At 42.9% G+C, this 25285-nt stretch carries 24 protein-coding genes; 1 reads left to right on the plus strand and 23 read right to left on the minus strand.

Annotated features, from left to right (window positions below; all coding sequences use genetic code 11):
- Position 1: 1 nt before the first annotated feature.
- The 17 genes from ACOAOT_RS19865 to ACOAOT_RS19945 all read right to left on the minus strand — a co-directional run bounded on the left by ACOAOT_RS19865 (position 2) and on the right by ACOAOT_RS19945 (position 15874).
- Complete coding sequence (locus ACOAOT_RS19865) at positions 2-475, minus strand: EutP/PduV family microcompartment system protein (protein ID WP_420218561.1); 474 nt, start codon at positions 473-475, stop codon at positions 2-4.
- Complete coding sequence (locus ACOAOT_RS19870; protein WP_104433731.1) at positions 472-810, minus strand: BMC domain-containing protein; 339 nt, start codon at positions 808-810, stop codon at positions 472-474. The genes ACOAOT_RS19865 and ACOAOT_RS19870 overlap by 4 nt, the downstream gene beginning before the upstream one ends.
- Before the next feature lie 15 nt (positions 811-825).
- Positions 826-1779, minus strand: a complete 954-nt coding sequence (gene cutD, locus ACOAOT_RS19875; protein ID WP_349671969.1) for a choline TMA-lyase-activating enzyme — start codon at positions 1777-1779, stop codon at positions 826-828.
- Positions 1780-1801: 22 nt separating this feature from the next.
- On the minus strand, positions 1802-4348 hold the full coding sequence (gene cutC / locus ACOAOT_RS19880) for a choline trimethylamine-lyase (protein ID WP_420218562.1): 2547 nt from the start codon (positions 4346-4348) through the stop codon (positions 1802-1804).
- A gap of 30 nt (positions 4349-4378) precedes the next feature.
- On the minus strand, positions 4379-5863 hold the full coding sequence (locus tag ACOAOT_RS19885; RefSeq protein WP_420218563.1) for an aldehyde dehydrogenase family protein: 1485 nt from the start codon (positions 5861-5863) through the stop codon (positions 4379-4381).
- Positions 5864-5894: 31 nt separating this feature from the next.
- Positions 5895-6200, minus strand: coding sequence for a BMC domain-containing protein (locus ACOAOT_RS19890; RefSeq protein ID WP_420218564.1), 306 nt, complete (start codon positions 6198-6200; stop codon positions 5895-5897).
- A 17-nt stretch (positions 6201-6217) separates the two neighbouring features.
- Positions 6218-6514, minus strand: coding sequence for a BMC domain-containing protein (locus ACOAOT_RS19895; protein ID WP_349668033.1), 297 nt, complete (start codon positions 6512-6514; stop codon positions 6218-6220).
- A gap of 20 nt (positions 6515-6534) precedes the next feature.
- On the minus strand, positions 6535-6816 hold the full coding sequence (locus ACOAOT_RS19900; protein ID WP_349668034.1) for a hypothetical protein: 282 nt from the start codon (positions 6814-6816) through the stop codon (positions 6535-6537).
- 4 nt (positions 6817-6820) lie between these two features.
- Positions 6821-7819, minus strand: a complete 999-nt coding sequence (locus tag ACOAOT_RS19905) for a DMT family transporter (RefSeq protein WP_420218565.1) — start codon at positions 7817-7819, stop codon at positions 6821-6823.
- Positions 7819-8109: an ethanolamine utilization microcompartment protein EutM gene (eutM, locus tag ACOAOT_RS19910; RefSeq protein WP_097003123.1), complete on the minus strand. Its 291-nt coding sequence runs from the start codon at positions 8107-8109 to the stop codon at positions 7819-7821. Before eutM ends, ACOAOT_RS19905 begins: the two co-directional genes overlap by 1 nt.
- A gap of 3 nt (positions 8110-8112) precedes the next feature.
- Positions 8113-9072, minus strand: a complete 960-nt coding sequence (locus tag ACOAOT_RS19915) for a DMT family transporter (RefSeq protein WP_420218566.1) — start codon at positions 9070-9072, stop codon at positions 8113-8115.
- Between the two features lie 344 nt (positions 9073-9416).
- Positions 9417-10250 carry a MerR family transcriptional regulator gene (locus ACOAOT_RS19920; protein ID WP_420218567.1) on the minus strand — a complete coding sequence of 278 codons (834 nt, stop codon included), beginning with the start codon at positions 10248-10250 and terminating at the stop codon, positions 9417-9419.
- Positions 10251-10451: 201 nt separating this feature from the next.
- Positions 10452-10772 (minus strand): thioredoxin, encoded by a 321-nt coding sequence (gene trxA / locus ACOAOT_RS19925; RefSeq protein ID WP_097003120.1) that lies wholly within the window; start codon positions 10770-10772, stop codon positions 10452-10454.
- A 185-nt stretch (positions 10773-10957) separates the two neighbouring features.
- Positions 10958-12115 carry a hypothetical protein gene (locus ACOAOT_RS19930; RefSeq protein WP_420218568.1) on the minus strand — a complete coding sequence of 386 codons (1158 nt, stop codon included), beginning with the start codon at positions 12113-12115 and terminating at the stop codon, positions 10958-10960.
- Positions 12072-14270, minus strand: a complete 2199-nt coding sequence (locus ACOAOT_RS19935; RefSeq protein WP_420218569.1) for a YhgE/Pip domain-containing protein — start codon at positions 14268-14270, stop codon at positions 12072-12074. Before ACOAOT_RS19935 ends, ACOAOT_RS19930 begins: the two co-directional genes overlap by 44 nt.
- A gap of 207 nt (positions 14271-14477) precedes the next feature.
- Entirely contained in the window at positions 14478-15254 is a 777-nt protein-coding gene (locus ACOAOT_RS19940; RefSeq protein ID WP_420218570.1) for a class I SAM-dependent methyltransferase, read from the minus strand.
- A gap of 17 nt (positions 15255-15271) precedes the next feature.
- A complete protein-coding gene (locus tag ACOAOT_RS19945) occupies positions 15272-15874 on the minus strand; it encodes a type 1 glutamine amidotransferase family protein (RefSeq protein WP_420219457.1) in 603 nt (200 codons plus the stop codon).
- 428 nt (positions 15875-16302) lie between these two features.
- Here ACOAOT_RS19945 and ACOAOT_RS19950 point away from each other — a divergent pair, with 428 nt between their 5' ends.
- Positions 16303-16698, plus strand: coding sequence for a hypothetical protein (locus ACOAOT_RS19950; protein WP_420218571.1), 396 nt, complete (start codon positions 16303-16305; stop codon positions 16696-16698).
- A gap of 113 nt (positions 16699-16811) precedes the next feature.
- Here ACOAOT_RS19950 and ACOAOT_RS19955 read toward each other — a convergent pair whose 3' ends face one another.
- The 6 genes from ACOAOT_RS19955 to ACOAOT_RS19980 form a co-directional block, all read right to left on the minus strand.
- Positions 16812-17741 (minus strand): hypothetical protein, encoded by a 930-nt coding sequence (locus ACOAOT_RS19955; protein WP_420218572.1) that lies wholly within the window; start codon positions 17739-17741, stop codon positions 16812-16814.
- Positions 17742-17846: 105 nt separating this feature from the next.
- Complete coding sequence (gene yicI, locus ACOAOT_RS19960) at positions 17847-20099, minus strand: alpha-xylosidase (RefSeq protein WP_420219458.1); 2253 nt, start codon at positions 20097-20099, stop codon at positions 17847-17849.
- A gap of 48 nt (positions 20100-20147) precedes the next feature.
- On the minus strand, positions 20148-22184 hold the full coding sequence (locus ACOAOT_RS19965; protein WP_420218573.1) for a beta-glucosidase family protein: 2037 nt from the start codon (positions 22182-22184) through the stop codon (positions 20148-20150).
- A 16-nt stretch (positions 22185-22200) separates the two neighbouring features.
- Complete coding sequence (locus ACOAOT_RS19970; RefSeq protein WP_420218574.1) at positions 22201-23022, minus strand: carbohydrate ABC transporter permease; 822 nt, start codon at positions 23020-23022, stop codon at positions 22201-22203.
- Positions 23019-23897, minus strand: coding sequence for a carbohydrate ABC transporter permease (locus ACOAOT_RS19975; RefSeq protein WP_104433665.1), 879 nt, complete (start codon positions 23895-23897; stop codon positions 23019-23021). Before ACOAOT_RS19975 ends, ACOAOT_RS19970 begins: the two co-directional genes overlap by 4 nt.
- A gap of 12 nt (positions 23898-23909) precedes the next feature.
- Positions 23910-25241, minus strand: coding sequence for an ABC transporter substrate-binding protein (locus tag ACOAOT_RS19980; protein ID WP_420218575.1), 1332 nt, complete (start codon positions 25239-25241; stop codon positions 23910-23912).
- Positions 25242-25285 lie beyond the last annotated feature (44 nt).

Below are 25285 nucleotides of genomic sequence, written 5' to 3' on the forward strand. Positions count from 1 at the left end.
GTTACATTTCCCTCCTTTCTTTAGATTTGCCCATGTTCTTTGGGCTTTTTATAACTTCCATCAACTCATCAATTCCCGTACGGTCCGATAAGTTGATGTGAATGCAGGGGGTTGAAATCCCTGCTTTCTTTAACTGACGGATACACCAGCCGTCATTCTCCGGCTTTTTTCCGCTTCCTGTAATAACTCCGATTACCGGCACCCGGAATGCTTTTGCAAATCCCGGGGGATAACTTTCCCGGCATGAGGACTGGTCTACCAGCATCAGTACATGGGAGGCGTCCTGAGCTGCCGCGATGATGTGTTTGTGCATCCAGGGACTTTCTAAATAAACTCCCGGTACATCTAAGGTTTTCTCCCCATATACCATGTTCTGTGTCCGTTTGACAGGACCGTCTAAACCATTGATTGCGGCTGCAAGGGCAGTTTTTCCGCTGCCGCCCGGTCCGATGATCATGATTCTCTTTTTTCTCATGTTTTGGTTATATCCGGCACGGTAAATCCAAGTACGCGCCGTAAGGTTTCACACACTGCCCGAAGGCCTGTCTCCACACTGTCCACGTCTCCTGCGATGATGACGGAGCCGGTGAAGCGGTCTAAAAATCCAACCTGAACACTGGCTGCCTTTGCCGCAATATCAGCAGCAATGATGGAGGTTTCAAAAGGGGACAGGGTTAAAATTCCGATGGCTCCAAGCTCATCGATACCCAGACACTCATATACCTCCGGTATTGGCGAAGCGATTACATGAGCGATGGTAACCTGCTTGCCGGGAACGGATTCTTCTATGACTCGCTGTATCTCTGACATGGCGCTCTCCCCTTTCTAGTGTTTCACCACAGTAACCGGGAACTGATACTCATTCATCCAGCCTTCGATACGGTCTAAATCCTCTGCACTTAAGCTTGGATCTCCATCGATTGGATATTCCATATCCAGCTGATTGTATTTGTTTACTCCCAGCTTGTGATAAGGAAGTAAGTCAATTCCCTTAAAGTTTTTGTAATCACGGAACGGCATTAAGAATTGAATGACTGCATCGATTTCTTCCCGGCTGTCATTGATTCCCTTTAACATTGGCATACGAACCTTTACGTTGTAACGACGGTGAAGCAGCTCTTTTAAATTGATTAAGATCTGTTCATTGTTTACACCCGCCAGTTCATTGTGGCGAACCGGATCCATATGCTTGATGTCATAAAGGAATAAATCCACATATTCTGCGATCTGTAAAATCGTTTCGGTTTTTGTGTAACCACAGGTTTCAATGGCTGTGTTAATGCCTTCCCTCTTGCATGCCATCAAAAGATTTAAGGCTGCCTCGGGCTGAGCAGTCACTTCACCGCCGCCTAATGTCACACCGCCGCCGGATATATCATAAAATGCGGCATCTTCCTCTACGATTTTTAACAGCTCGGAAATTGTCTTTACCTCTCCGGCAATGGAAAGCGCTGAATTGGGGCAGACATTCTTACATTTCATGCAGCCGATACAATCCTTATCCCGTCTGATTTCATGTTTTCCGGTCTCTTTGGACATCACATGGATTCCTACGGGGCAAACGCTTTCGCATGCCCCGCAGTCTGTACAGGAATTCTGCTTAAACATCACCTGGAATTTCCGTACCAGTCCTTCCGGATTGGCACACCATTTACACCGGAGCGGGCAGCCTTTAAAGAATACCAGGGTTCTGATTCCCGGTCCGTCATACATGTTGTACTTCTGTACGTTAAAGATCAGCGCCTTACGTTCAATATCTCCTGTATTTCCATGGTCCATTGTGATTGTTCTCCGTTTTCTTTTAGAAATGTGTCAACATGGTTCTGCTGATGATCTCATCCTGTACATCCTTGCACAACTCTACGAAGAATGCGCTGTATCCAGCTACGCGGACGATTAAGTCACGGTAAAGTTCCGGATGCTTCTGAGCCTCGATCAGTGTGTTGTTATCTAAGTAGTTAAACTGCATCTCGCCGTTTCCAAACATACATGCGGTACGAAGAAGAGTAATTAAGCTTTCTTCTCCTTCCGGTGTGTCAAGAAGTCCGGCCATGATCTTAAAGTTGTGTACCATACCGATGTTCATGGTGTCGTTTGCCATCTTGGATACAGACTTGATGATCGCTGTCGGTCCCTTGAAGTCAGCGCCCTGGGTTGGGCTGATACCATCGGATAATGGCAGCCATGCATGACGTCCGTTAGCGGTTGCGCCTGTTAACTGACCGAATGGTGTATTGTTGGAAATAGATAATGTTCCGTGGCTTAATACAGAGTATAAGGTCTTATACTTTCTGTGCTCATGCTCGGTAAAGTCAACTAAATCTGCAGCAATTAAATCTGCGTAATCATCGTCATTTCCGTATTTTGGTGCATTAAGGCAATCGGTGCGGATCTGGTCATAGCCCACAAAGTCAGCCTTTAATGCTTCATTTAACTGTGCAAGTGTGTATTTCTTCTCATCGAATACCAGCTTTTTAATAGCTGCCATGGAATCTGCATAGGTTGCAAGTCCTGACCATACAACACCAGGTCCGAAGTTATACATAGCTCCGCCTGCAGATACGTCTTTTGCTTTTTCCATACATCCTTCATACATGATGGACATTAATGGCTTTGGAGCAAGCTCTCTGTGAACGCGCTGGGAGATAACGGTTGCAACAGAAGACCATTTTGTAATGTACTTAATTTCTTCCTTAACAGCTGCTTCAAACTCTTCATAAGTCTTAAAGCTGTTGATGTCGCCCATATCAGGACAAACCTGTTTGCCATACCATAACGGTACACCTTTGTTAAGTACAAGCTCGATACAGATTGGCCACTGTGTATAAGCAGTTGAAGTCCACTGATACAGACGTCCTGATTTCTGAGGCTCTACACAACCCATCAGACAGTAGTCACGTGCATCTTCAATAGAAACGCCCTTTGCAAGCATCATCTTGATGTGTGCGTCGTCAAAGTGACAGGCTGGGAATCCCATACCGGAACGAACAACATCTACGATTTTCTTTAAATACTTCTTCGGGGACTTATTGTGAATACGGCATGCAAGAGATGGCTGATAAATCTTTACATGACGGACAGCATCCATGAGAAGGTATGTTAAGTCATTGGTTGCATCCATTCCGCTTCTTGTTACACCACCTACGCACATATTAACGAATGGCTGGTAACCTGCGAAGAATTTAGAACCGCCTTCACTGGTGATCCACATCATCTCAGACATCTTAATAAGCATACAGCCTGAAAGCTCAAATGCCTGGAAATCATTCATACGGCCAGCTTCGATATCAGCTTTGTAGTAAGGGTACATATACTGGTCTACACGTCCGATGGACATACCAGTCTGGTTCTCTTCTACTACAAGCAGAGACTCGATGGTCCATACAGACTGAATTGCTTCCCAGTAAGTTCTTGGCTTGTGAGCTGGAACGTATGCATTTACTTCAGCAATCTTTAAAAGCTCATCTTTACGCTTTGGATTGGTTTCCTTAGCAGCAAGTTCTTTTGCATACTCAGAAAGTCTCTTAGCGTAGATCATAACGCCTTCTGTTGTATCAATGATGGACTTGTAGAAGTAGATCTTCTCAATGTCATCTGGATTTTCGTATTTTAACTCTTTTAAATGATCCTTAGCTTCCTGCTGGATATCAAGCATACCCTTGTTCATTAAGATTACGTCATAACCAGGGTTGGAGTCACCGCCGCCGTTTACTGCATGATAGGAGCAGTCAGAAACGAAGGATTCACCGGATAATTCCCAAACACCAGCTTCACGATACTGATCTTCGCAGTACTCATCAACGGATTTGCCCTCCCAGTATGGGAAAAGCTCTTCTCTCATGATCTTCTTGTCTTCATCAGAGATATAGAATGGATCCTGAGGACGGCTTCCGATGGTATCGATTTCATCCTTCATCCATCTCCATGCAATATCAGGAGAGAAAGCACCTGCACGAGGAGCGCCGTTTGGAGCACCTACAATCAGCTCGTTATCCTGAATTACAAGGGGAGCTGTTTCGCAGCAGTAACGGAAACATTTTGCACGAAGCATGATCTTTGGCATACCTGGATTTTCTGCAGCAATCTTTGTGATCGCGCGGGCACGGTATGTTGTGATGGTTGGCTTGTGTGTTAAGTAGTTCTCTTTTAATTTCTGAAGTCTTGTTGTAATACCGTCAGGAATGGTTGTGCCCTCCTCGGCATATACTGCAGCTGCTGCCTTTGCAGGCTCATTTTTATTGATTTCGTCAGAAACAGTTTCAAACATCTTCATCAGGGAAGCTCTTTCTTCTGGTGTCATGTTTTTTGTTGCTTCTACAAATTTATTAGAAAATTCACGAATATCCAATCTGTTTACCCTCTCTTTCAATTATTTCTCTTACAGTTCCTTTGATAATGCTTCTAATATCTGCTTTAAAAGTTCTTTTGCATCTCCTTGCTGACTGGCAGGTGCCGCAGCCTGAGTGCAGGAACACAATTCTGTTTTTGCATTTTCCAGATATTCATCGGCTTTTCTCACTCCATATCCCACTTTCCGGATATAGATGAAATTCATGGGGGAAACATTATCCGATGTAATACCGGCTCCGGCTGTGATACTTCCCAGTGTCATTGCAGGAAATAAATTCGTGGTCATTCCCATGCTGCCTAATGTGGCAGGGGTATTGACAAGCACTCTTCCAACCGGTTTTTTCAAAGCGAACTGGCGGATTACTTCTTCGTCTCTGGAATGGATTACCAGAGTGTGGCCATGGCTTTCATTTACCAGAAGACTCATACATTTCTCGCAGGCATGCATCCAGTCGTTTTCGATGTAGTAGGCAAGTACGGGACAGAGAAGCTCTTTTGCAAATGGGTTTCTGTCAGAAATATATTTCTGCTGGGAAACCAGAACACTTGTGTTTTCCGGTACTGTAAAACCTGCACGTCTGGCAAGTTCTATGGCCGGTCTTCCCATAATCTCCGTATCTGCATTTCCATGCTCCAGGTTGAGAAGATCAATTAACTGCTTTTCCTCTTCCCCGTTCATGAAATACGCACCGTTTTTCAACATTTCTGCTTTTACTTCTGCTGCAATTAAGCTGTCCACTACCACATACTGTTCTGCCGCAGATACGATTCCGTAATCAAAGGTACGGCTAATGATAATATCTTCAACCGCCTGTTTCAAATCAGCTGTCCGCTCTATAAATACAGGACCGTTTCCGGTGCCTCCGTAGATGTAGGGCTTTCCGCTTTGTGCTGCCTCACGGTTTAATTCCGGCACTCCGGTATTGACCACCATGGCTGCTGCCGGGTGATGAATCAATTCCAAAGCTCCTGCCTTCGTTACCGTCTTTAAATATCCGATGGCTCCTTCCGGTAGTCCGTAGCGAAGACCGGCTTCCTTCATACAGTCAAGAAGTCTGCCTGTCACCTTCACCGCCCGCTCATGAGGAGCGATGACGATGGGGTTTCCGGACTTCACTGCAATCAGTACGTTATAAATCGCAGTGGAGACCGGGCTTACAGAAGGAGTAAGAGCAGCGATGACTCCCACCGGAACGCCTACGTCCATGGTTTTACGTACAGGGTCCTCATTTAAGACGCCCACACATTTCATATCCCGTAAGTGCTTCGGTAAGAATTCGCAGACAAAGGTGTCTTTTACAAGCTTATCTTTTGCGCGTCCGTAGCCTGTTTCTTCTGCGGACATCACAGCCAGTTCTTCTGCCAGATCCTTTGCTGCATTCGCAAGACCTTCGACGATGGTATCAAGCTTTTCCTGGGGGAAGGTGAGCATGGTCTTACCGGCGTCTCTTGCGCTTTCCATTAAAATCCTTGCCTCCTGAATGGAGAGAAGGTCTTTATCTACAAAATTCATTTCTCTGTTCTCCCTTCAACCGGGATACGTTCTATTCCTGCTCCGGCGCAGCGATTGCATATCTCTTGATGATCTTTACAAGATCCGGATGAGGTCTTGGGATTACAACACAGCTGTAAATCTCAGCGCCCATATCGCTTACTGCTTTCACTCCTGCATCAACTGCAGTCTTGCAGGCTCCTACATCTCCGCGTACCAGAACGGAAATATATCCGGAAGCTACGTTCTCATAACCAACAAGTTCAACATCTGCAGCTTTACACATTGCATCAGCTGCTTCTAATGCGAATACCAAACCAAATGTTTCAATTGAGCCGATGGCTTCATATCTTTCCATATACTGTTTTCCTCTCTTTACGCGTCAATATCATGTACTGATACAATGTCGCCGACTTCTTTGATGGGTCTTGGCATTACATTATGTGCAGTCAGTTTGCCGATGGCTGCTGCTGCTTCTGCGCCTGCATCAACGGCGGCACGTACGGCTGCCACATCACCCTTTACCATAATGGTTACCAGGGTTGAGCCTACGTTCTCATAGGAAATTAATTCTACATCTGCTGCTTTTAACATCTTATCTGCTGCTTCCAGAGCCGGAGTTAATCCGAGAGTCTCTACCAGCCCTAATGCTTCATCTCCGTAATATCTCACCTTCGTAAACCTCCTGAAATTTATTTGCGGTATTTCTTGTCTACGTACTTGTCTACGGTTGCCTTGCCATCGTCGTTAATTGCATAACGCATGCGCAGATCACCCTTCTCATCTAAATCATAGCTCTGTAAGCTAACCAGTCCGTTTGCCTCTAAGGACATAACGTGATCCATATAACGATCTTTTGTAAACTGACGTTCACTGCCGTACTCTGACTTTAAAGCTCCCATAATCTGAGCGATGTCAGCACTTTCTACTCCGTATAAATAATTTAAAACCGCTGTTCTTGCAGGTAATAACATGTTTTTATTCCCCTTTCCTGAATAAATCCAGTGGATTCATGGTAACTACAATCGCACCTAATACGATTACGATAGAGCCGATTACAATCGTAGGGGTAACTGCCTGTCCCAGAAACAGGATACAGAAGAAAACGCCCCAGAACGCATATGTTACATTTAAGGACATACCAATCGCACAGCCAACCGTAGAGTTGCTCTTATACCAGCAAAGGAAAGATACTGCTGCGCTTAAGCCTGCAACTGCAAGCCAGATAACTGGAATTCCTGCTGTTAAAGTTCCGCCTAAAAGTCCTAAGCCTCCAACGATAGGAAGAATTACGAATAAGTCTATAATACCGGAGATGAGCTGACGTAAGTTTACAGCAACATCAGTGTCAATCATAGCTCCGCCGTAGGTAGAGAATACACCTTCCAGCGCCCAGCAGATTGCTGCGATGAAGGAGAAGATAATTCCCAGAGTGAAGTTATCACTGCCTTCCGGCTTGGCCCAGTTGATAATAATGGCACCAGCCACACATACAACCATACCAACCATAACTCTTTTTGTAATTTTCTGTTTTAAGAAGATCCAGGCAAAAATTGCACCAAACAAACTGCATAATGCGGAGATCGGGATTGCGTAAGCTCCTGCCATGGCAAGACCAACCAGATAAGCGCCGTTTGCAATAGGTCCTCCAAGAATGGATCCGATTACAATCATTTTTCCAGGGAATGTATTAAGACTTCTGCCCATCTCACGGAGACGGCCGCTCTTTGCATTGTATGCAGTCAGCCAGATTCCTGCGAAAAGGTCATTTAAGCCGGATAATACGTATGGTCCTGCTAAAAGGCCTGCTGCGCTGGCAAGAGGTTCATAGTAACCGGCTACCAGTACAAGAACTGTATAAATTCCGTAGGTAAGTCCGGAGAATGCACCGGTTGCCATTCCAGTTGTCCTGAATTTTTTGTTAATAGCTGCCATTTTCGCATCCGCAGATGCTGATGTCATTCCTTGGTTACCCATTACTTAATCTCCTTTTTATCCTTCGGAAGAATTGTCTCAACTTCTGCATGTGGACGTGGAATCACGTGTACAGATACCAGTTCTCCAACTCTCTGTGCTGCTGCTGCGCCTGCGTCAGTAGCTGCTTTTACTGCACCTACATCACCTCTTACCATAACAGTAACAAGTCCGCCGCCTACAAATTCTTTACCAACAAGTGTTACATTTGCTGCTTTTACCATAGCGTCTGCAGCTTCGATTGAGCCGATTAAACCTTTTGTTTCGATCATTCCTAATGCATCATATTTCATTGTTTAGTCCTCCTTTTTATTTAGCAATTCAAATGGGTCAACGGATACCAGTACAGCTCCGATGATAATGATAATAGAACCAATGATAATGGTCGGGGTTACTGGCTGTTTGATAAACAGGATACAAAACAGCACGCCCCAGAACGCGTAGGTGATGTTCAGTGACATTCCCATGGCACAGCCTACCGTGCTGTTTGACTTATACCAGCAGAGATAGGAGATTGCCGCACAGAGACCGGAAACGATCAGCCATGCAATGGGAGGCAGGGAAAAGAGTGTGCCTTTTAAAAGTCCCATACCGCCTACGATAGGCAGAATTACAATTAAATCTACAATTCCGGATAAAAGCTGACGGATATTGATTACTACATCTGTGTCAAGCATTGCACTTCCGTAAGCTGCAAATACGCCTTCCAGCGCCCAGCCAATTGCTGCTACAAAGGCACAAATGATACCAAGAGTAAAATTGGAGCTTCCTTCTGGTTTTACCCAGTTAATAACGATTGCTCCAACAACACAGATAAACATACCAAGACCAACTCTGGGTACAATTTTCTGTTTTAAGAAGATCCGTGCAAATAATGCTCCGAAAAGAATGTACATGGCAGAAATCGGGATTGCATAAGCTCCTGCCATTGCCAGGCCCATTAAGTATGCACCGCTGGCAATTGGTCCTCCTACAAGGGAACCAAGTAAAATGATTTTGCCTGGAAACAGTTTTAAGCTTCTTCCGATCTCACGTATTCTTCCGGTCTTTATGTTGTACACAGTAAGCCAGATCCCGGCAAATAAGTCATTGAGACCAGATGTTACGTAGGGAGCAGCAAAAAGCCCCACTGCCCCGGCAAGTGGTTTGTAGTATCCGGCGATCAGTACAAAGGTGGTGTATAACCCGTACATGAGACCGGATATCAAACCGGTTGTAACGCCAATTCGTTTAAATTTCTTTCGCGCTTCCGTCATTTAAGTTTCCTTCCCCATCTGAATAGTGCACAAAATTTAAGTTGTCCTGTTGCTTTTTCTTTCACGTTCAGCTGAAAACGTTTAGAAAATGCACGACGCCTGTTAATGTTACTAATTTTCTAGTGGCTGCCTGCATTTTTCTATGCATTTAGTATAGGACTTCCCCCTATGGGGAATGTCAACTGATTTTTTTTTATTTTTACACCAGTTTAAATGGTAATTTTTACCCTGATGCTCCACACATAAAAAAGGCTCTCCTGAAACAGAAATTTTTACTCATTTCTGTTCCAAAAGAACCTGTTAGATTACCTTTTTAATCCGTTGGGTCTGCGGTTCATGCTCCCCTACTGGCGGTAAACCGGGACAATCACTTCTGTTACGAACTCTTCCGGGTTCCTGGTCGTCCAGTAATCCACCACATAACGCTCGAAGCTTTCTTTCCCGCACTGATATCCCCGCTTGGCTGCCCAGCTTACAATCCGTTCGTATTCTTCGTCTATGGTCTCATGTTTTCCAATATGATAGACGGAAGCGACCATGATACCTCCATAAGTCTGACGGTTTAAGCATTCCTTGCAGGGGTGAATGGCTTTCTGCATAATGGTTGCAGTATTGCAATTGCCTTTCATCTTATCCTCGAAGGAGTCAAACTTAAGAATTACAGGGCCTGTAATCTCATTCTCAGCCTTTTCAAGGTGATTGGTCCATTCTATATTAATAATGGATTCCATATAATTGTATCCAAAACTCTGTGTCAGGCTGCAAAACGTGGACTCCGGAAGGAATCTCACAGATACCTCATGTACATTGTTCTGGAGCACCATTTTGGCTTCCTGAATCAGCTCGTACCAATCCTTAACAGCTACATAGCTGTTGTGAATCTGTTGCTCCTGAAGGCAGAGCTGGTCGATTTTGTTGCGGAAATTCTGTTCCAGATAATAGTAGGTATTGCCCTCGACAAGCCCCTGCATCTCTTCCAGCTTAAATCCCATTTGCTTATAATACTTTACAACTGGTACGGTCATAAGTGTTTCTTTGTTGTAATAGCGGTAGCTGTTCTCCTTACATATCATATCTGGTGATATGATTCCGATCTTGTCGTAAAAACGCAGAGCCTTTGTTGAAATGTTGCAGATCTTACTCACTTCCCCTATTGAGTACAGTTTTTTTTCTTCCATGTAAACCCCCATAAGCACTGGCATTGTCTATGTGTTCCGTGTTCGATTTACTCATTTTATCATTCGTACTATATACATATAGAACCAGTATAATCCTTCCCGTATAGGGGAATGTCAATACCTACTTATTTGTTATTTCTTTTCAAAAAAAACCACAGGTTCCTCCTTTCACCGGATTGACCTGTGGTTTTATGAGTCTGATTATTTTACCTGCTCTACCATCTGCAGAATGTCTTTCTTGGATTTTACTCCTACAGAAGTTGCCGCCAGCTTACCGCCCTTGAAAATTCCTACCGTAGGAATGCTCATAACCTTAAACTGTCCGGCAAGATCCGGCTCATTGTCCACATCAACCTTACCAATCTTTAAACCGGAATGATTCTCAGATGCAATCTCATCAAGAACCGGTGCAAACATCTTACATGGACCACACCAGGTTGCCCAGAAATCCACCAGCACTACATCGTCAGTTTTTAAAACCTCTTCATCAAAGTTCTGCTTTGTTAATGTTACGATTGACATATGTTACTCCTCCTTCATTCTATCTCATATTTCAGGGAAATTGCTTTATTCCATTAGTCTTATCATTATTTCATGGATTATGCCCTGTTATGTACAGGACTGTATATCCTCTGAATTTCTCTTACTTTGTTTTGTTACTGTTATTATAAAAGTTACAGTTGTATTTGTCAATAGAATTTTGCAATTTATTCTACATCCAATCCCAATATTTTTATCATTGCCAGGAACTTATCCTTTATTTCTGACAGACTGACAGTCTCTTCCCCTTCTGCAGTAAGTTTTTCCGGCTCCAGTACTCCGGCTGAAATTCTTCCGCCCTGGTATCCACCGCTAAGCTTAAGTCTGAGATTTAAGTCCTTCTTATTGTATATAATATTCAATTCTTTTATCTGAAAGGCACGTTTTTTATCATCACCATTTCCAAAATACACCGTGGTGTCAAAACTGATTTCACCATCCGTTCCAGTTATCTGACCGGATAAAAGTGCTCCCTGATTTTCTACTCTTTGAAATCCAACATAGGCCAGATCCGGTATAATGACCTGTGAAATGGAGAGATCTTTGCGTATGGAAAAGAGAACTTCCTGATTTTCCCCTTCTGTCCTTCGTTCTTTCAACAGTTTCGCCCAGTTTTTTGGCTCACTTCCGGGAACTTCCTCCATCAGCTCACCTGTCTCCTGCAAAATGGATTCAAACTGTTTTGCCGGAACCAGCGCCCGAATGGTAACACCGTTTTTGTCTCTTCCTGTAAACTCAACCCGGCTCTTACCTACCACATCAATGATGTGGTCTTCCAGCTGCTTTAAGCTATTTTCCATCTTTTCCTTCTTCTGAGGGATGGGGGATACTCCAATCTGATCCTTAACATCAGCCTGTGTTGTTTTAACCAGCGCTGCAGAGATCTGGGGCACATGTATTACCACCCTGTCAGGATCTGCCCAATATTGTGCTCCCTCCCGAATCGCTCCGAGAAAGTATACATCTACTTTACCCTGGGCAAATGTATTCTCAGAATTTCGCTGTTCTGTGACGGAAATACCAAGCCCCCCGGGAAGAATCAGTACCGACTTACCATTTAGGTAAGCTTCGTCTGCAACCAGTTTGAAGGAATCCTCATACGCGTTTCCATCTCCCTTTTCACTTCCCCAAAGCTCCTTTAGCATACCCTGTGTCTGTAGTGCAGAGCGGCCAAGATAAAACCTGGCATAATAGATAGGAAGATAATGCCAGCCTGCTGCTGCAAGAATAATAACCGCCACTGTGATCCCTGCTGCCCACATGATGGGTTTCTTCTTATTATTACATGATGCCGGTTTGGCTGAGTTTTTCTTCAAAAAATTCATTAAGTTCAAGCACCTTCTTCCTTAATACGATTCCCACCAACAGGGAGAGCGGAATATACACCAAAACATTTCTGATGTCAATCCAGTAAGCATTTTTATAAAGTCCTGCCACACATTCCCTCATGGCGTTAATCAAGTGAGTGAAAGGAAGCAGGGGATTTACCATCTGGAAGAATTTTGGTGTTACCTGAATGGGGAATGTACCGCCAGATCCAGCTACCTGTATAACCATAAATACAACAACGATGGCTTTTCCTACGTCTCCAAAAGACACCGTCATGGAATACGTTATATTTGTAAAAATAATACTTGCAATCACCGCAGCCAGCACAAATTTACCCGGTTCTAAGCACTGGATTTTCAGCATATAGAGATCGCCCAGGGAAACAACCAGTGCCTGTAAAATTCCAAGAAGCATAAACGTAAGGTATCTGCCGAAATATGTTTCATACAGCTTCAGTCCCTCTGCCCGTGAAGGCTCCACTTTTGTTTTCAATAATGCCACCAGGATCAGGCCTCCGACCCAAATAGCAAGTATGGTATAAAATGGTGCCATGGCTGAACCATAATTTTCTACCGGATATATTTTATTTGTCTGCATATCCGTAGGCTTCATCATAAAGTCACTGAACCGTTCCGGATCATTCTTCATGATGTCCATTATTTTGTTCAGCTGCTTATTATCTGCAATTTTATTCACATCTTCGATCATATCATCAACACGTTCCTGGCTCTTATTAATCAGATTCAGGGAACTGTCCAAAGCTTCAATGAGGCTTTGAGATGAAGTATTGACGCTGGTAAGCGTGGTATCAATCTGTCCTACCAGATTTCCAATGCTTCCAAGTGCTCCTGCAGTAGTACCAAGAGCTTCATAGGTTTTATCCAGACTGTCTTTTAAAGGTACCTCAACCTTACCCTTATAGAAATTATTAATATCAGAGATTGTGTTATATGCCAGAGACAGACTATCCCCAATATCATCTTTCATATCACTTGGTAATCTTCTGGTCTCTTTAACCGTTTTTTCCGCTGACTGAAGTTTTACCAAAAGATCCTGCTGCTGTTTTACTGCAGTACCTAAATCCTGCTGGATCTGAGTCACATCTGTTAATTTAACAGGAAGCTTGGTATTGATATCAGTTAAAAGCTTGCCGAAACTGTTTAACTGGGTGATCATGGCGGAAGTCATGCTTTCCATGGCTTTTAAGGTATTGATTGCTGCATCGGCTGATGTATCTGATATATTACCAAGCACATTAAATGTTTCATATACCGTTTCTTCTGTCTTGGTAATCTGATCCAGGGTATCATCCACTCCTTGCGTAACGATATCTGACATCCCTCTTGTGGAATCAACCAGTGTCCTGGCGCTTTGGGCGGTGTCTTCTCCTGAAGTTATCATCTTGTTTACGTCTGGCAGGGTACCTTTCACTCCGTCATTTAAGCTGTTTACTGTACGAAGAGTTCCTTTTAGTACCCCAATGGTATCCGTAAGCTGATTAAGACTGTCTTTGATCTCATTCAGGGAGGTGATGGCATCCCCTCTGTCTGTGTCTTTCTTGGTGCTCCAGTCATCGGAATATCCATTTATCAGTTTTCCCATCACTTTGGATGCAGAACTGATAAATGTTTCATTGATCTGCTGCTGTACGCTGGCTACGCCCTTATCCGTGATCTTAGTTGCAACAGCATTCTTTTTTTCATTTACATAATATTGTAAAACCGGCCGTTCAATATGGGAAGTCAGAACGCTTGATATCTTCGTACTGAAGTCTTCCGGTACAATCACTGCAGCATAGTATTTCCCGGACTCCACCCCATCCATGGCATCGTCCTTATCCACAAACTGCCAGCCGATTTTATCATTTTTTCTAAGTTCATCAAGAATCATCTCACCAATATTGATGGATGAATCATCAATATCAGAATCAAAAATGCTGTCAATGGAGGCGCCTTCATCCAAATTGACAACTGCAACCTTTAATCCCTTGGTATTTGCATAGGGATCCCAGCTTGCAGCTATATTAAACCAGGCATATAATGCAGGTAACAGGGTGAGCCCAAAGGCAATCAGCATTGCTACCGGGTTGGAAAATATATGCTTTAAGTCTCCCACGAATATTTTAAGTATGTTTTTTACATGATTTATCATGCTTACCTCCCTTGTAATGGATTCATAAATATGAAGTGAATAGCTATGTATTATAATATTTTATTGCACTAAATGCAATGTCTTATTCTGTTAAAGAAATTTCTTAATTATTATTAACCAGAATACCAATATTATTAAATAGAGCATTTTCTATACCAGTGACAAAAAAACTCGGACTTCCCAAAAGGAAATCCGAGTCTTTATTTATTATAATGAAACGGTATCAGGATCAGGCTTCTTAGTCATATATAATGCGATTGTGTCAATTATTTTTATCTGGTTTCCAGCATTCATAACAGCTTCCCTGATCCCTTCATAAAATCTGGTTTTATAGGGTTCTTCTAATGTTATATGCTCCACCTGGGTTCCTGCTAAGTATTCCACATACTCGTCAGCATTTAAAAATCTTTCTTTTTTCCATTCGTAATAGTTTAAGTCAGTAAATCCATAATTGAGAACATGTTCGTAGTCCAGTTTGCACGTATACTTTGTTTCAACATAAAAATGCTTTCTGTATACTTCCTCCATCTGTTCATACAACTCTTCATTCCCACTTTTGTAATCAGAGTATGTCATGAACATAGCCAGGATCCCACCTGGTTTTAAAAGGTCGAAAATTTTGGGAAATCCAATGTTCTCCGGAATCCACTGTATAGTTGCAGCGGAGTATATGAGGTCAAATTTTCGGTCTTCAAAATTGTGGGTCTCAAAGTCATCATTTACAATATGGAAATTATCATATGTACCAAATTTGTTTGTCATGAACTCCGCAAAATTTTCCCCCAGTTCAATCGCCAGATAGTCACATCCTGTCTTTAGGAAAGGCTCCGTGGCCTGCCCTGTCCCCGGTCCGATTTCCAGAGCTGATTTGTGGGGTCCCAGATCTGTTTTGGTGATTATTTCGGAATAAAGCTCCTCACAATACCTTGGTCTCCATTTATCAAATTGTTCCGGGATTGTGTCAAACGTTTTTCTGAAATCCATATCTTCTCCTTTATGGTCTAAATCTGCCGTACTGCCCCATTCTTAAAATTATCATACCACTGACTCATTTCCTCATCATTGTCAACTTTAAGGATTTTAAAAATCTCATAGGCGAATTCAACGGCAGCCGTTTCATTGGCAGTCATGATCCCTCCATCTACTACGACCTGAGCGGGGATATAGAGGTCTTCCCCTTTGTAATTTTTTACGCCCTTGAAATACTCCAAAGAATCTCCGGTATGCTTAACATGATCAAGGAATCCGTGCTTACACAGGAAATAGGTTGCACCACAGATTGCTGCTACTGGAATATTCCTATCGATGAGCTGTTTGACAAATTCTTTTATTTCTATATAATCGTTTTCTTCCCAGGAAAGACCTCCCGGCATAATTACCATGGCAAGATCGTCATAGGAATGGTAATCTTCAATGGTATAATCAATGCTGGCTTTGATACCGCCCATTGAGGTTTTAGGATGATTATCGATTGCTATGGTTTTTACTGTATAATCGGAAAATGAATTAATTACGGCAATTGCGTAACTTCCTTCCCAGTCGCACCATTGGTGAGTTAATAGAATTAGGACTTCTTTTTTTATAATATTGGTTCCTCCCCCCAGGCTGCATTTAAAGTTTTAAACCTGTATTATAATTATATTATCTAATAAACTCTCAATTTTCAAGAGTAAGCTTTGTACCTCAATAAATATTTGGAGATTTGAGGCAATAAGATTATGGAAATACTTTTTACTTACCATGATAAACGGTCATAGGAATGTTGAGAGTACTGGTAGATTATGGTATGATGTTAGTTGCAGGGGGAAGACACCCATAATAAAAAACGAAATGCAGGGGGAAGGCACCCATAACAAAAAACGGTAAAAGAGGTGATATTATATCAAAGCAAATTAATGTAGTGGATTGCAGTGATATTCCTTTAGAACCAACCTATCCGAAACGTGCACTACAGCTGGTCAAAAATCAGCGGGCAGATTGGATCTCAGAAGATACTATCCGCATGAAGCTGCAATATGTGGAGGGAAATTTAATGACTGTAGAAAATACCGTAACAGAATCTATTGATTCTTCAACACATGAATGTTCAGAAGAAATAAAGGGCATACAAACTCCAGATGATGTAACCATCATGGAAATTGCAAAACGAAGACTTGCTATAAAGAGAAATCTTTTTTACCAAATGCTTGACTATATGCTTATTCTAATGTGTTTTGCTTTTTTAGTTTTAGTCTGGGATAGGGAAACAAAAGCTTTGGTTTCTTTTATTTTTAGTTTGTTCTGGGGAATACGGCTGATGTACCGGATTTATAAATTTGCAAAGCCCTCTTTTCAGAATGGGATCGGAGCTTATATAAAGAAGAGAAATGATTATCAGTTGGAATCGGAATTTAATCGGTTGAAGAAAGAATATTTGAATAATCATTGAGACAAATATTAAATTCCTCTTAATGCGTACATAATAATTATAAGCTGTAATGACAAAATCCCCCAGCCTTAACACCAGGATGGGGGATTTTATAACTATTTATAATGCAATCATCATTCCACCCACGCCCCATCACTACCTACTTTATATCCATCAGGGGTCGTTGTATTGGTGTACATGGCACCATCATTACCACAGTAATACCACTTTGATTTCCAATTGATCCAACCGGTAACCATGGTTCCCGATTCATTCATAAAATACCACTTATCATTCTTATATTGCCAACGGCTTCCAGGACCTTCCAGGCCCTTCTTCGATTTGCCGAAACTGATTCTTGAAGCATCTTCGGAAGTGACCTGGAAAGCATCTGACTTACACCATGTTCCCTTGAGGGAGGAATCCGTTACTGCACGGACCTGATAGGAGTACTTACCCTCTTTTGTTATATAGGCAGACAAATCATAATTGGGGTCTTTCGTAATAAAAGAGCTTATCAATCCACTGCCACGGTACAGTCTTAACTGATATTCATCGGCTTCACTTACCTTATCCCATCTCACCAGACCGTTTGTCTTATCCCATTTCATCCCATTTACATTAAGATCAATCACGTTCAGACTATGGTTGCTGTTATTGTCATTTAAAGCATCAAATATGATATATATTTTCATATCTGTTTCATTCATCAGGCCGCCGATTACAGTTCCTTTGGTTCCGGTAATTTTTATATTTTTCACAGCTCGATTAGAGAAAGTATAATTGCCATCAGTCCTGAGCCGAACCACAAGCGTTGGCCGGTCAATATCCTTAAAATCACCATCCGGCTCATCTATATCGTATACTTTATCTAAGTGATACATATTAGAATCGGTTGAAACCACCACATCTAAATCACCGCCTCCGCTTGCCGATCCTCCAGCTGATAGGATATCCACCGAAACATCATTAATTGTACTGGAAGCCGCCATAGAAGTAAACGGAGCTGCCAGAATAAAGAAAGCTGTACCTAAAGTAATCAAAGTCTTACTGCCACAAAACATATCATTCCCTCCTGCATACATTGATTCTGCACCAACAATTAACATCTACAACCGTAAATTATATTAAAAGTCTACGTCTGTAGATGTTAAAAGTCAAGAGATTCATTAAATTGTAAGAACTTCTACATTCTGCGCTCCCAAAACCTTATAACTCCAGTTACCGTCCCCGCCTTCCACAGAAAGCCGGATCACATCTGCTTCCCGAACTGCCTTTACGTTCATCACAACTTTGCCGCTTAAATCAGTAACCGATGTTTCACAGATTCCCCCATCTTCAAATACAGACAGCCAGAATTCTACCCCGTCACCAAAGTCATAATCAGTCCTGCTGTCACAATTGCCAACCGCTATAATGCTGTTTTCTCTCACTAAAACCGGCAGACTGAAATAATCAAATGTTTCCTTCTTCCAGCTTCCTCCTTCTATCACCTTTTCACTCAGCAAATTCACCCATTTCCCATCCGGCAGATAATACTCCACATCTCCTGATTCTTTAAAAACAGGAGCTACGAGAAGACTGTCCCCCAGCATAAACTGTCTGTCAAGAACCTCACATCCCCGATCCTCAGGAAATTCCATAAACATGGGGCGCATGACTGGAATCCCATTTTCATGGGCTGCCACTGCCTGCCTGTATAAATAGGGCATTAACCTGCATTTCAGTTTGACAAATTTCCGGAGTACATCACAGGCCTCCTCGTCAAACAGCCAGGGAACCCGGTAGGAAGATGATCCATGAAGACGGCTGTGTGAACTTAAGAGACCAAACTGGCACCAGCGTTTATACACATCAGCGGTTGCAGTGCTCTCAAAACCACCAATATCATGGCTCCAGAATCCAAACCCGGAACAGGCCAGAGACAAACCGCTTCGAAGGATCTCAGCCATGGACGGATAAGAAGCAGAGCAGTCTCCTCCCCAATGAACCGGAAACTTCTGACTGCCTGCCGCAGCAGAACGGGCAAATAAAACTGCCTCGCCTTCTCCCCGCTCTCTCTCAAGCATTTCAAAGACAGCTTTGTTATATAAATATGTATAGTAATTATGCATCCGTACCGGATCAGACCCATCGTGATATACAATATCTTTTACAGGTATTCTTTCACCAAAATCCGTCTTAAAGCAGTCAACGCCCATAGTAAGAAGGGTTTTTAACTTTTCCTGATACCAGAAAGCTGCATCAGGATTGGTAAAATCCACCACCCCCATACCTGCCTGCCACATATCAGTCTGCCATACAGAACCATCTCTCTTCTTAATGAAATAGCCATTTTCCATTCCCTCCTGAAACAGAGGAGACTTCTGGGCTATATATGGATTGATCCAAACACAGATTTTAAGCCCTTTTTCATGGTAACGTTTGAGCATTCCCACTGGATCTGGAAATGTCTTAGAATCCCAGGTAAAATTACACCACTCATATGCTTCCATCCAAAAACAGTCAAAATGAAAAACCTGCAGAGGGATATCACGCTTTGCCATACCATCGATAAAACCTGAGGTGGTATCCTCATCATAGTCCGTAGTAAACGATGTGGTCAGCCATAGTCCAAAGGACCATGCAGGAGGAAGTGAGGGTTTTCCGGTTAGATCCGTGTATTTTTTCATGGTGCCTTTGGGTGTGCCGCCATTAATTATATAATAGTCCAGACGTTCGCCTTCCAAAGAAAACTGGATACGCTCCACCTTTTCACTGGCAACCTCATAGGACACATCGCCAGGATTACTGACTAAAACCCCATATCCCTTATTGGTAAGATAAAACGGGATGTTTTTATAGGCAATTTCACTGGCAGTTCCTCCATCTTCATTCCACATTTCCACGATCTGCCCATTTTTAACAAACGGTGTAAACCGCTCACCCATCCCATAAACATATTCTCCCACATCAAGTGCCAGCTGCTCCACCATATAGCATTTTCCATTGTCCCGGTTTTTCATATAGGCCATATTTTTTAAGCCGGTACTGGTAAGCTCCCTGTCTCCATCTAAAAATCGAATCCCCCAGGAATCAGGCCGTTTGTCAACAACTGCTTTCGTGCTGCCTGTCTGGAAAATGATATTTTCTTCTGATTCAACAATGTTTACCCTCGGGTCACACTCTTCAATTGCTGTAAAAGGCCCAGGGTCTGCTGCTCCTTCAAAATGAGAGACGGAGATTTTCAATACATCTTCCATGGGACTGGTAATGCGTATTGTCAGCATCCCAAGATTCAGAATGTCTCCTCTGCTTCTTATTTGTTTTCCAGGAGCATAAATGGTTAATTCTCTCCCATTGATCCGTCTGCCTCCATATTCAACTGCATAGAGGGGGGTAATTTCCTCTCTTATTTTCCAAAAACCATTGGTGAATTTCATATCTTTCTCCTTACCTGAATGAATCAGTTTCTGTCCCATTTAATTTCTTCACTCCAGAACGCATTCATCAACCTCAATCCGCTTCCTTAAACGTATATCCGAAACAGAACTTCCGACACAGATATCATATTCATCCTCTGGTACAGCAAAACATTTTAACTCTTCATTATAATAAGAAAAATCTTTCTTAGTTAAGCAGAACTCCAGCGTCCTTTTTTCTCCAGGCTCTAATAAAACTTTATCAAACCCCCGCAGCTCCATGACAGGCCGCTTTATAGTCTCTCCTGCTGCCCTGACGTAAACCTGAACGGTTTCAAGACCAGCTCGGTTTCCACAGTTCTCCACGTCTGCTTTTACCAAGTAACCACGACTGGTCTTCTCAACTCTAAGATTCTCATATCCAAACTTAGTATAAGATAATCCATGACCAAAGCAATATCTTACCGGAACCTGTTCTGATTCAAAGTATCGGTATCCCACAAATATACCTTCCCTGTAAACAACTATCTCATCCCCCGGAAATTCTCCCAGTTTATGTGCCGGACAGTCTTTCAGGCACCTTGGAAACGTAAACGGCAGCTTTCCGGAAGGATTTACATTGCCCAGAAGAACTCTGGCAAGCGCCCGTCCCCCCTCCATTCCATTGTAACTGGTATAAACAATGGCTTTGGCACGGTCTGCGAAGGCTTCTAATTCCACCGGTGATCCCCCCAGAACAACAATAACAGCATTTTCATTGACATTTAATATTGCCGAAATTAATTCCTCCTGACCAACAGGAAGTTTCATATCTTTCCGATCCTGCCCTTCCACATCTGATTGATGATTTAAACCGGTAAAGACAATGACATCTTCACATTCTGCTACCAGAATCTCAGCCTTTTTAAGTCCCTCTGGTCCCACTCCGGGTTCATAATCCACCCCAATGTTACCACCAGCCTCAATCTTAAGCCCCATGAGAGGCGAAATCTCATACAATGCTTTGATTTCGGCACTTCCACCTCCCTGGGCATGGAGTGCGGCGGCATTTTCACCAATAATTGCCAGACGCTTTTTTCCTTCCAGCATTAAGGGGAGCCGATCTTCTTCATTTTTTAACAGAACCACCGCCTCTTCTCCACAGGAACGGATTGCTTCCTGATGAGCGGAAATATTAAACACACCTGGATTTCTGTTTTTTCTATCCTCTCCAAGCATGGACAGGCGATTCATTAAATTAAGAATATGTCTGACCTTCTCATTTATAACTTCCTCAGCCACTTCTTTTTCCAACACCTTTTGGTAAAGTGGATCTGCCATATAATAATCATTAAAATCATTGGTAACTGACATTTCAATATCAAGCCCGCCTAAAGCAACTTCTGCTGTTTTATGGACAGCGCCCCAGTCAGAAATGACGACTCCGTCAAAATTCCATTCCTTACGGAGTATCTCCCGAAGAAGATACTGGTTGTGGCAGCAAAATTCTCCCCGCAGCTTATTATAGGCACCCATAATAGTCATGGACTTCCCCTCTTTTACTGCTGCTTCAAAACCTGGCAGGTAGATTTCCCGCAGCGCCCGTTCACTGACCTCCACACTGACAGTAAGCCGGTTTGTTTCCTGATTGTTTACCGCAAAATGTTTTACGCATGCAGCTGTATCATTTTCCTGAATTCCTTTTATCAGAGGAACTGCCAGCTGGGCAGTCAGATATGGATCTTCACTCATATATTCAAAGTTACGGCCACATAGAGGGGTGCGGATTATATTGATTCCCGGAGCCAGGATTACATCTTTCCCTCTTCCCCTTGCCTCTGCTCCCAAAACATGCCCCATCTGTTCTGCCTGTCTGCGGCTCCACGTGCATGCGAGAGCTGTATGGGACGGTAAATAGGAAACAAAATCATCTGTAGTGCCGCTGGGATTCCAGTTATCATCTTCAAACTCTCTTCTCACCCCCATTGGCCCATCGGACATCCAGAGCGGAGGAATATCAAACCGCATTACTCCGCCCGTATGAAAAATCCCCTGACCATGTATCATCCCTATCTTTTCTTCCAATGTCATTTCTTTTATTAATTTCTCTATCTCTTGCCTTTCCATGAAAACCTCCTGTTGCTTATCCCTTAACCGAACCAGCGGATACTCCTCCTACAATATACTTCTGGCCCAGTATAAATACGATCAGAACCGGTGCCAGAGTTAATATAATATCGGCTGCTACCAGATTCCACGAATTCTCAAATGCTCCGAAAAAGCTATAAACAGCAAGAGTCATAGGCCATTTTCTCGAATTATTCAAGTAATACAGGGGCATGGTAAAATCGTTCCACACCGTCATAAATTCCAATACGAATACCGTTGACATAATGGGCTTGATTAACGGCACAATCACTCTTAGAAACAGCTGTCTGGGACTACACCCGTCAATCACCGCCGCTTCATCAATCTCCCTGGGAATCGTCGCAATAAATCCAAAGGATAGAAAAAGACTTAAAGGAATATTAATTGCGGCGTATAAAAGAATAATACCAATCCGCGTATTAACCAGATGCAGAACCTGTAGAACCTTCATCAGCGCAACATTGTTAATCGGGACTGCAATGCCTGAAATAATAAAATAATACAAAAAGCGGTTAATCCCTTTCTGATTCCTGGAGATTACAAAAGCAGCTGCGGACACAAGAATAACAATTATCACAACGCTGCAGGAAGCATATAGAATTCCGTTTAAGAAAGACGAAAACAATTTCCCCTTCTCAACCACTGTAACATAATTTTCAACCACCCATTTTTCCGGAAGAGAAAGGGTCATCCGGTTGGCTTCCGCTGAGGTCTTAAAAGAATTGATAAATAAGACTGCCAGCGGAAGTAATACAATCAGGCTGATTACAAATGAAACCAGATTACCCACCATGGATACAATGCTCTTCTTCATCATACTTCCACCTCCTTGTTTTCCATGGACCAGATAATGAAATACAAAAGGGATAGAACTACAAGGAATAATATACTGGAAAGAGTGGTTCCCATGGCCAGATTGCCTTTGGAAAATTCTTTATACACTGCTGTATTAATCACTCCGGTTGCATTACCCGGCCCGCCGTTTGTCAGGGAATAGATCATATCAAAGACCCGCAGACCGTAAGTCACATTTAAAACGGTTACATTTACAAGAACCGGTTTTAAAAGGGGCAGAGTAATACAGGTGAACTTCTTAAAAAAGCTGGCTCCGTCAATGCTGGCAGCCTCGTAGTATTCCGGGGCTACAGAAAGCAGCCCCGCAATGACGATCACCATAATATATCCCATACCCTTCCAGGTATCAACTAAGATTACAGTTGGAAAAACAAACTTTAAATCAGTCAGCCAGTTCTTTGCCAGCCCTCCGAAACCAATTCCTCTTAAGAAATTATTTAAAAAGCCTGTGGTTGGATGTAGCATGCTGCGAAAAACCAGACCTACCACCAGATAGGACATGACCTGGGGTGAAAATATGATCATACGGTGGAGATTTTTTCCCTTAATAAAGGTCTGGGTTAATAGAAGCCCCAGTGCCAGACCCACAACCGTTTTTAAAACCGTTGTTGCAACTGTAAACCAAAGGGTATTCACTATGTATTTCATATATTCCGAATTTCCATGAAAAACCGTCTTATAGTTTGCCAGCCCAACAAAATGAATCTCATCGCTGAAATTATTCCAGTCTGTAAAGGAATAGGCAATTCCAAGCACTCCCGGAAGAAAACACAGGAGAAAGAAGAGAATGGCTGCGCCGGCAGCATAGTACCATGGGTATATTTTTTTTCTGTTCATTTCATCGTTCCTTTATTTTACCCAACCCGGATCTTTTTGGAGCGTTGCCTGCTCCGTACGCCGTTTCATAATCGAGTCGAGCACATCCTTTGGAGTCATTGCGCCGGTATACATGGATTCCAAATCTTTTCCTACATCCATCCACTGACTGTCTATGTAATTAACTGAGGTCTGAACCACGTTTGCCTTTTTTAAGGAATCCAGAAACTTCTGATCCTCTTCCGAATACTTGCTCTTAATCTCAGACCAGCATAAATTGCTAAGTTCCGGCTGTCCATCAAGACGTTTCTGTAGGTTTTCCGGTCTTGAGAGAAATTCAAAAAACTGCTTTGCTTCCTCTACATATTTACCGTCCTTGTTAATAAAATAAGCATTGCTTGCAGGGTTCACTCCAACGGTTTGATTGTCGCCCCATGGCATTACAAAAGCACCCAATTTTTCTGAAGCTTTAAAGTCAGGATAATCCGCGTCAATCTGCCCCCGGTAACCCAGTTCCGCAATTGTCATGGCACATCTGCCGGATGCCATTGCTTCTTTTCCATTTTCCCATGCATTGCTTAAATAATCGTCTCCAAAATATCCTGCTCTGGCGCATTCATCTAACTGGCCGATAATGGTAGAGAGTGCGGGAATCTGATCCAGATCAATTTTATTGTCATTTAATTTCTGATAAATATCCGGATCCTGTGCCAGCCATAATCCGCCTGTTTCAAACAATGGCAGTACCTGATGCCAGCCATTGGTGGTGGCTTCATAAATTGGTGTGGTACCGGAATCCTTAATCTTCTGGCAGACGTCTTTAAACTCTGCATAGGTAGTGGGAACCTTCAGCCCCAGTTTGTTGAAAATGTCCTTGTTATAGAGGTAAAAATACATCTTTGCTCCTGGAAAAGTGATCCCATATACTTTACCATCAACAGAAACTGCCGATTTTGCACTTGCATCCATCCGGTTTACCCAGTCCTGATCTGACAGTTCTGCACAGTACCGATCCATGTGAATACTGGAGACGAGGCTGATTGGTGTGTCTACACAGATAATATCAGGTGCCTCCCCTGAATCCAGCTTCACTTTAATTAAATCTCTCCACTGGGCATCCGGGGAAATCTGGAAATCAATCTTGATCCCAGTCTCTCCTTCAAACTCTTTGGCAAGTTCCTGAACAATACCGGAAGTAGGAAGTCCGCTTTGGTGACTGCCAAATGTCAGCGTAACATTCTTTTTCGCACCGTCGTTGTCACCACTTTTTGTGCTGCTGGTTCCCGTACTGCAGCCCGCTGTCATCCCTGCTGCCAGAATTGCTGCCAAAGTCAGACTGATTAATTTCTTTCCGCTTCTTCTCATGACCTTCTCCTTTACTCTCCACACTTAGACTTGTTACTTTTCTT

The sequence above is a fragment of the Lacrimispora struthionigena genome (genome assembly GCF_048627165.1).
Lineage (GTDB): Bacteria > Bacillota > Clostridia > Lachnospirales > Lachnospiraceae > Lacrimispora.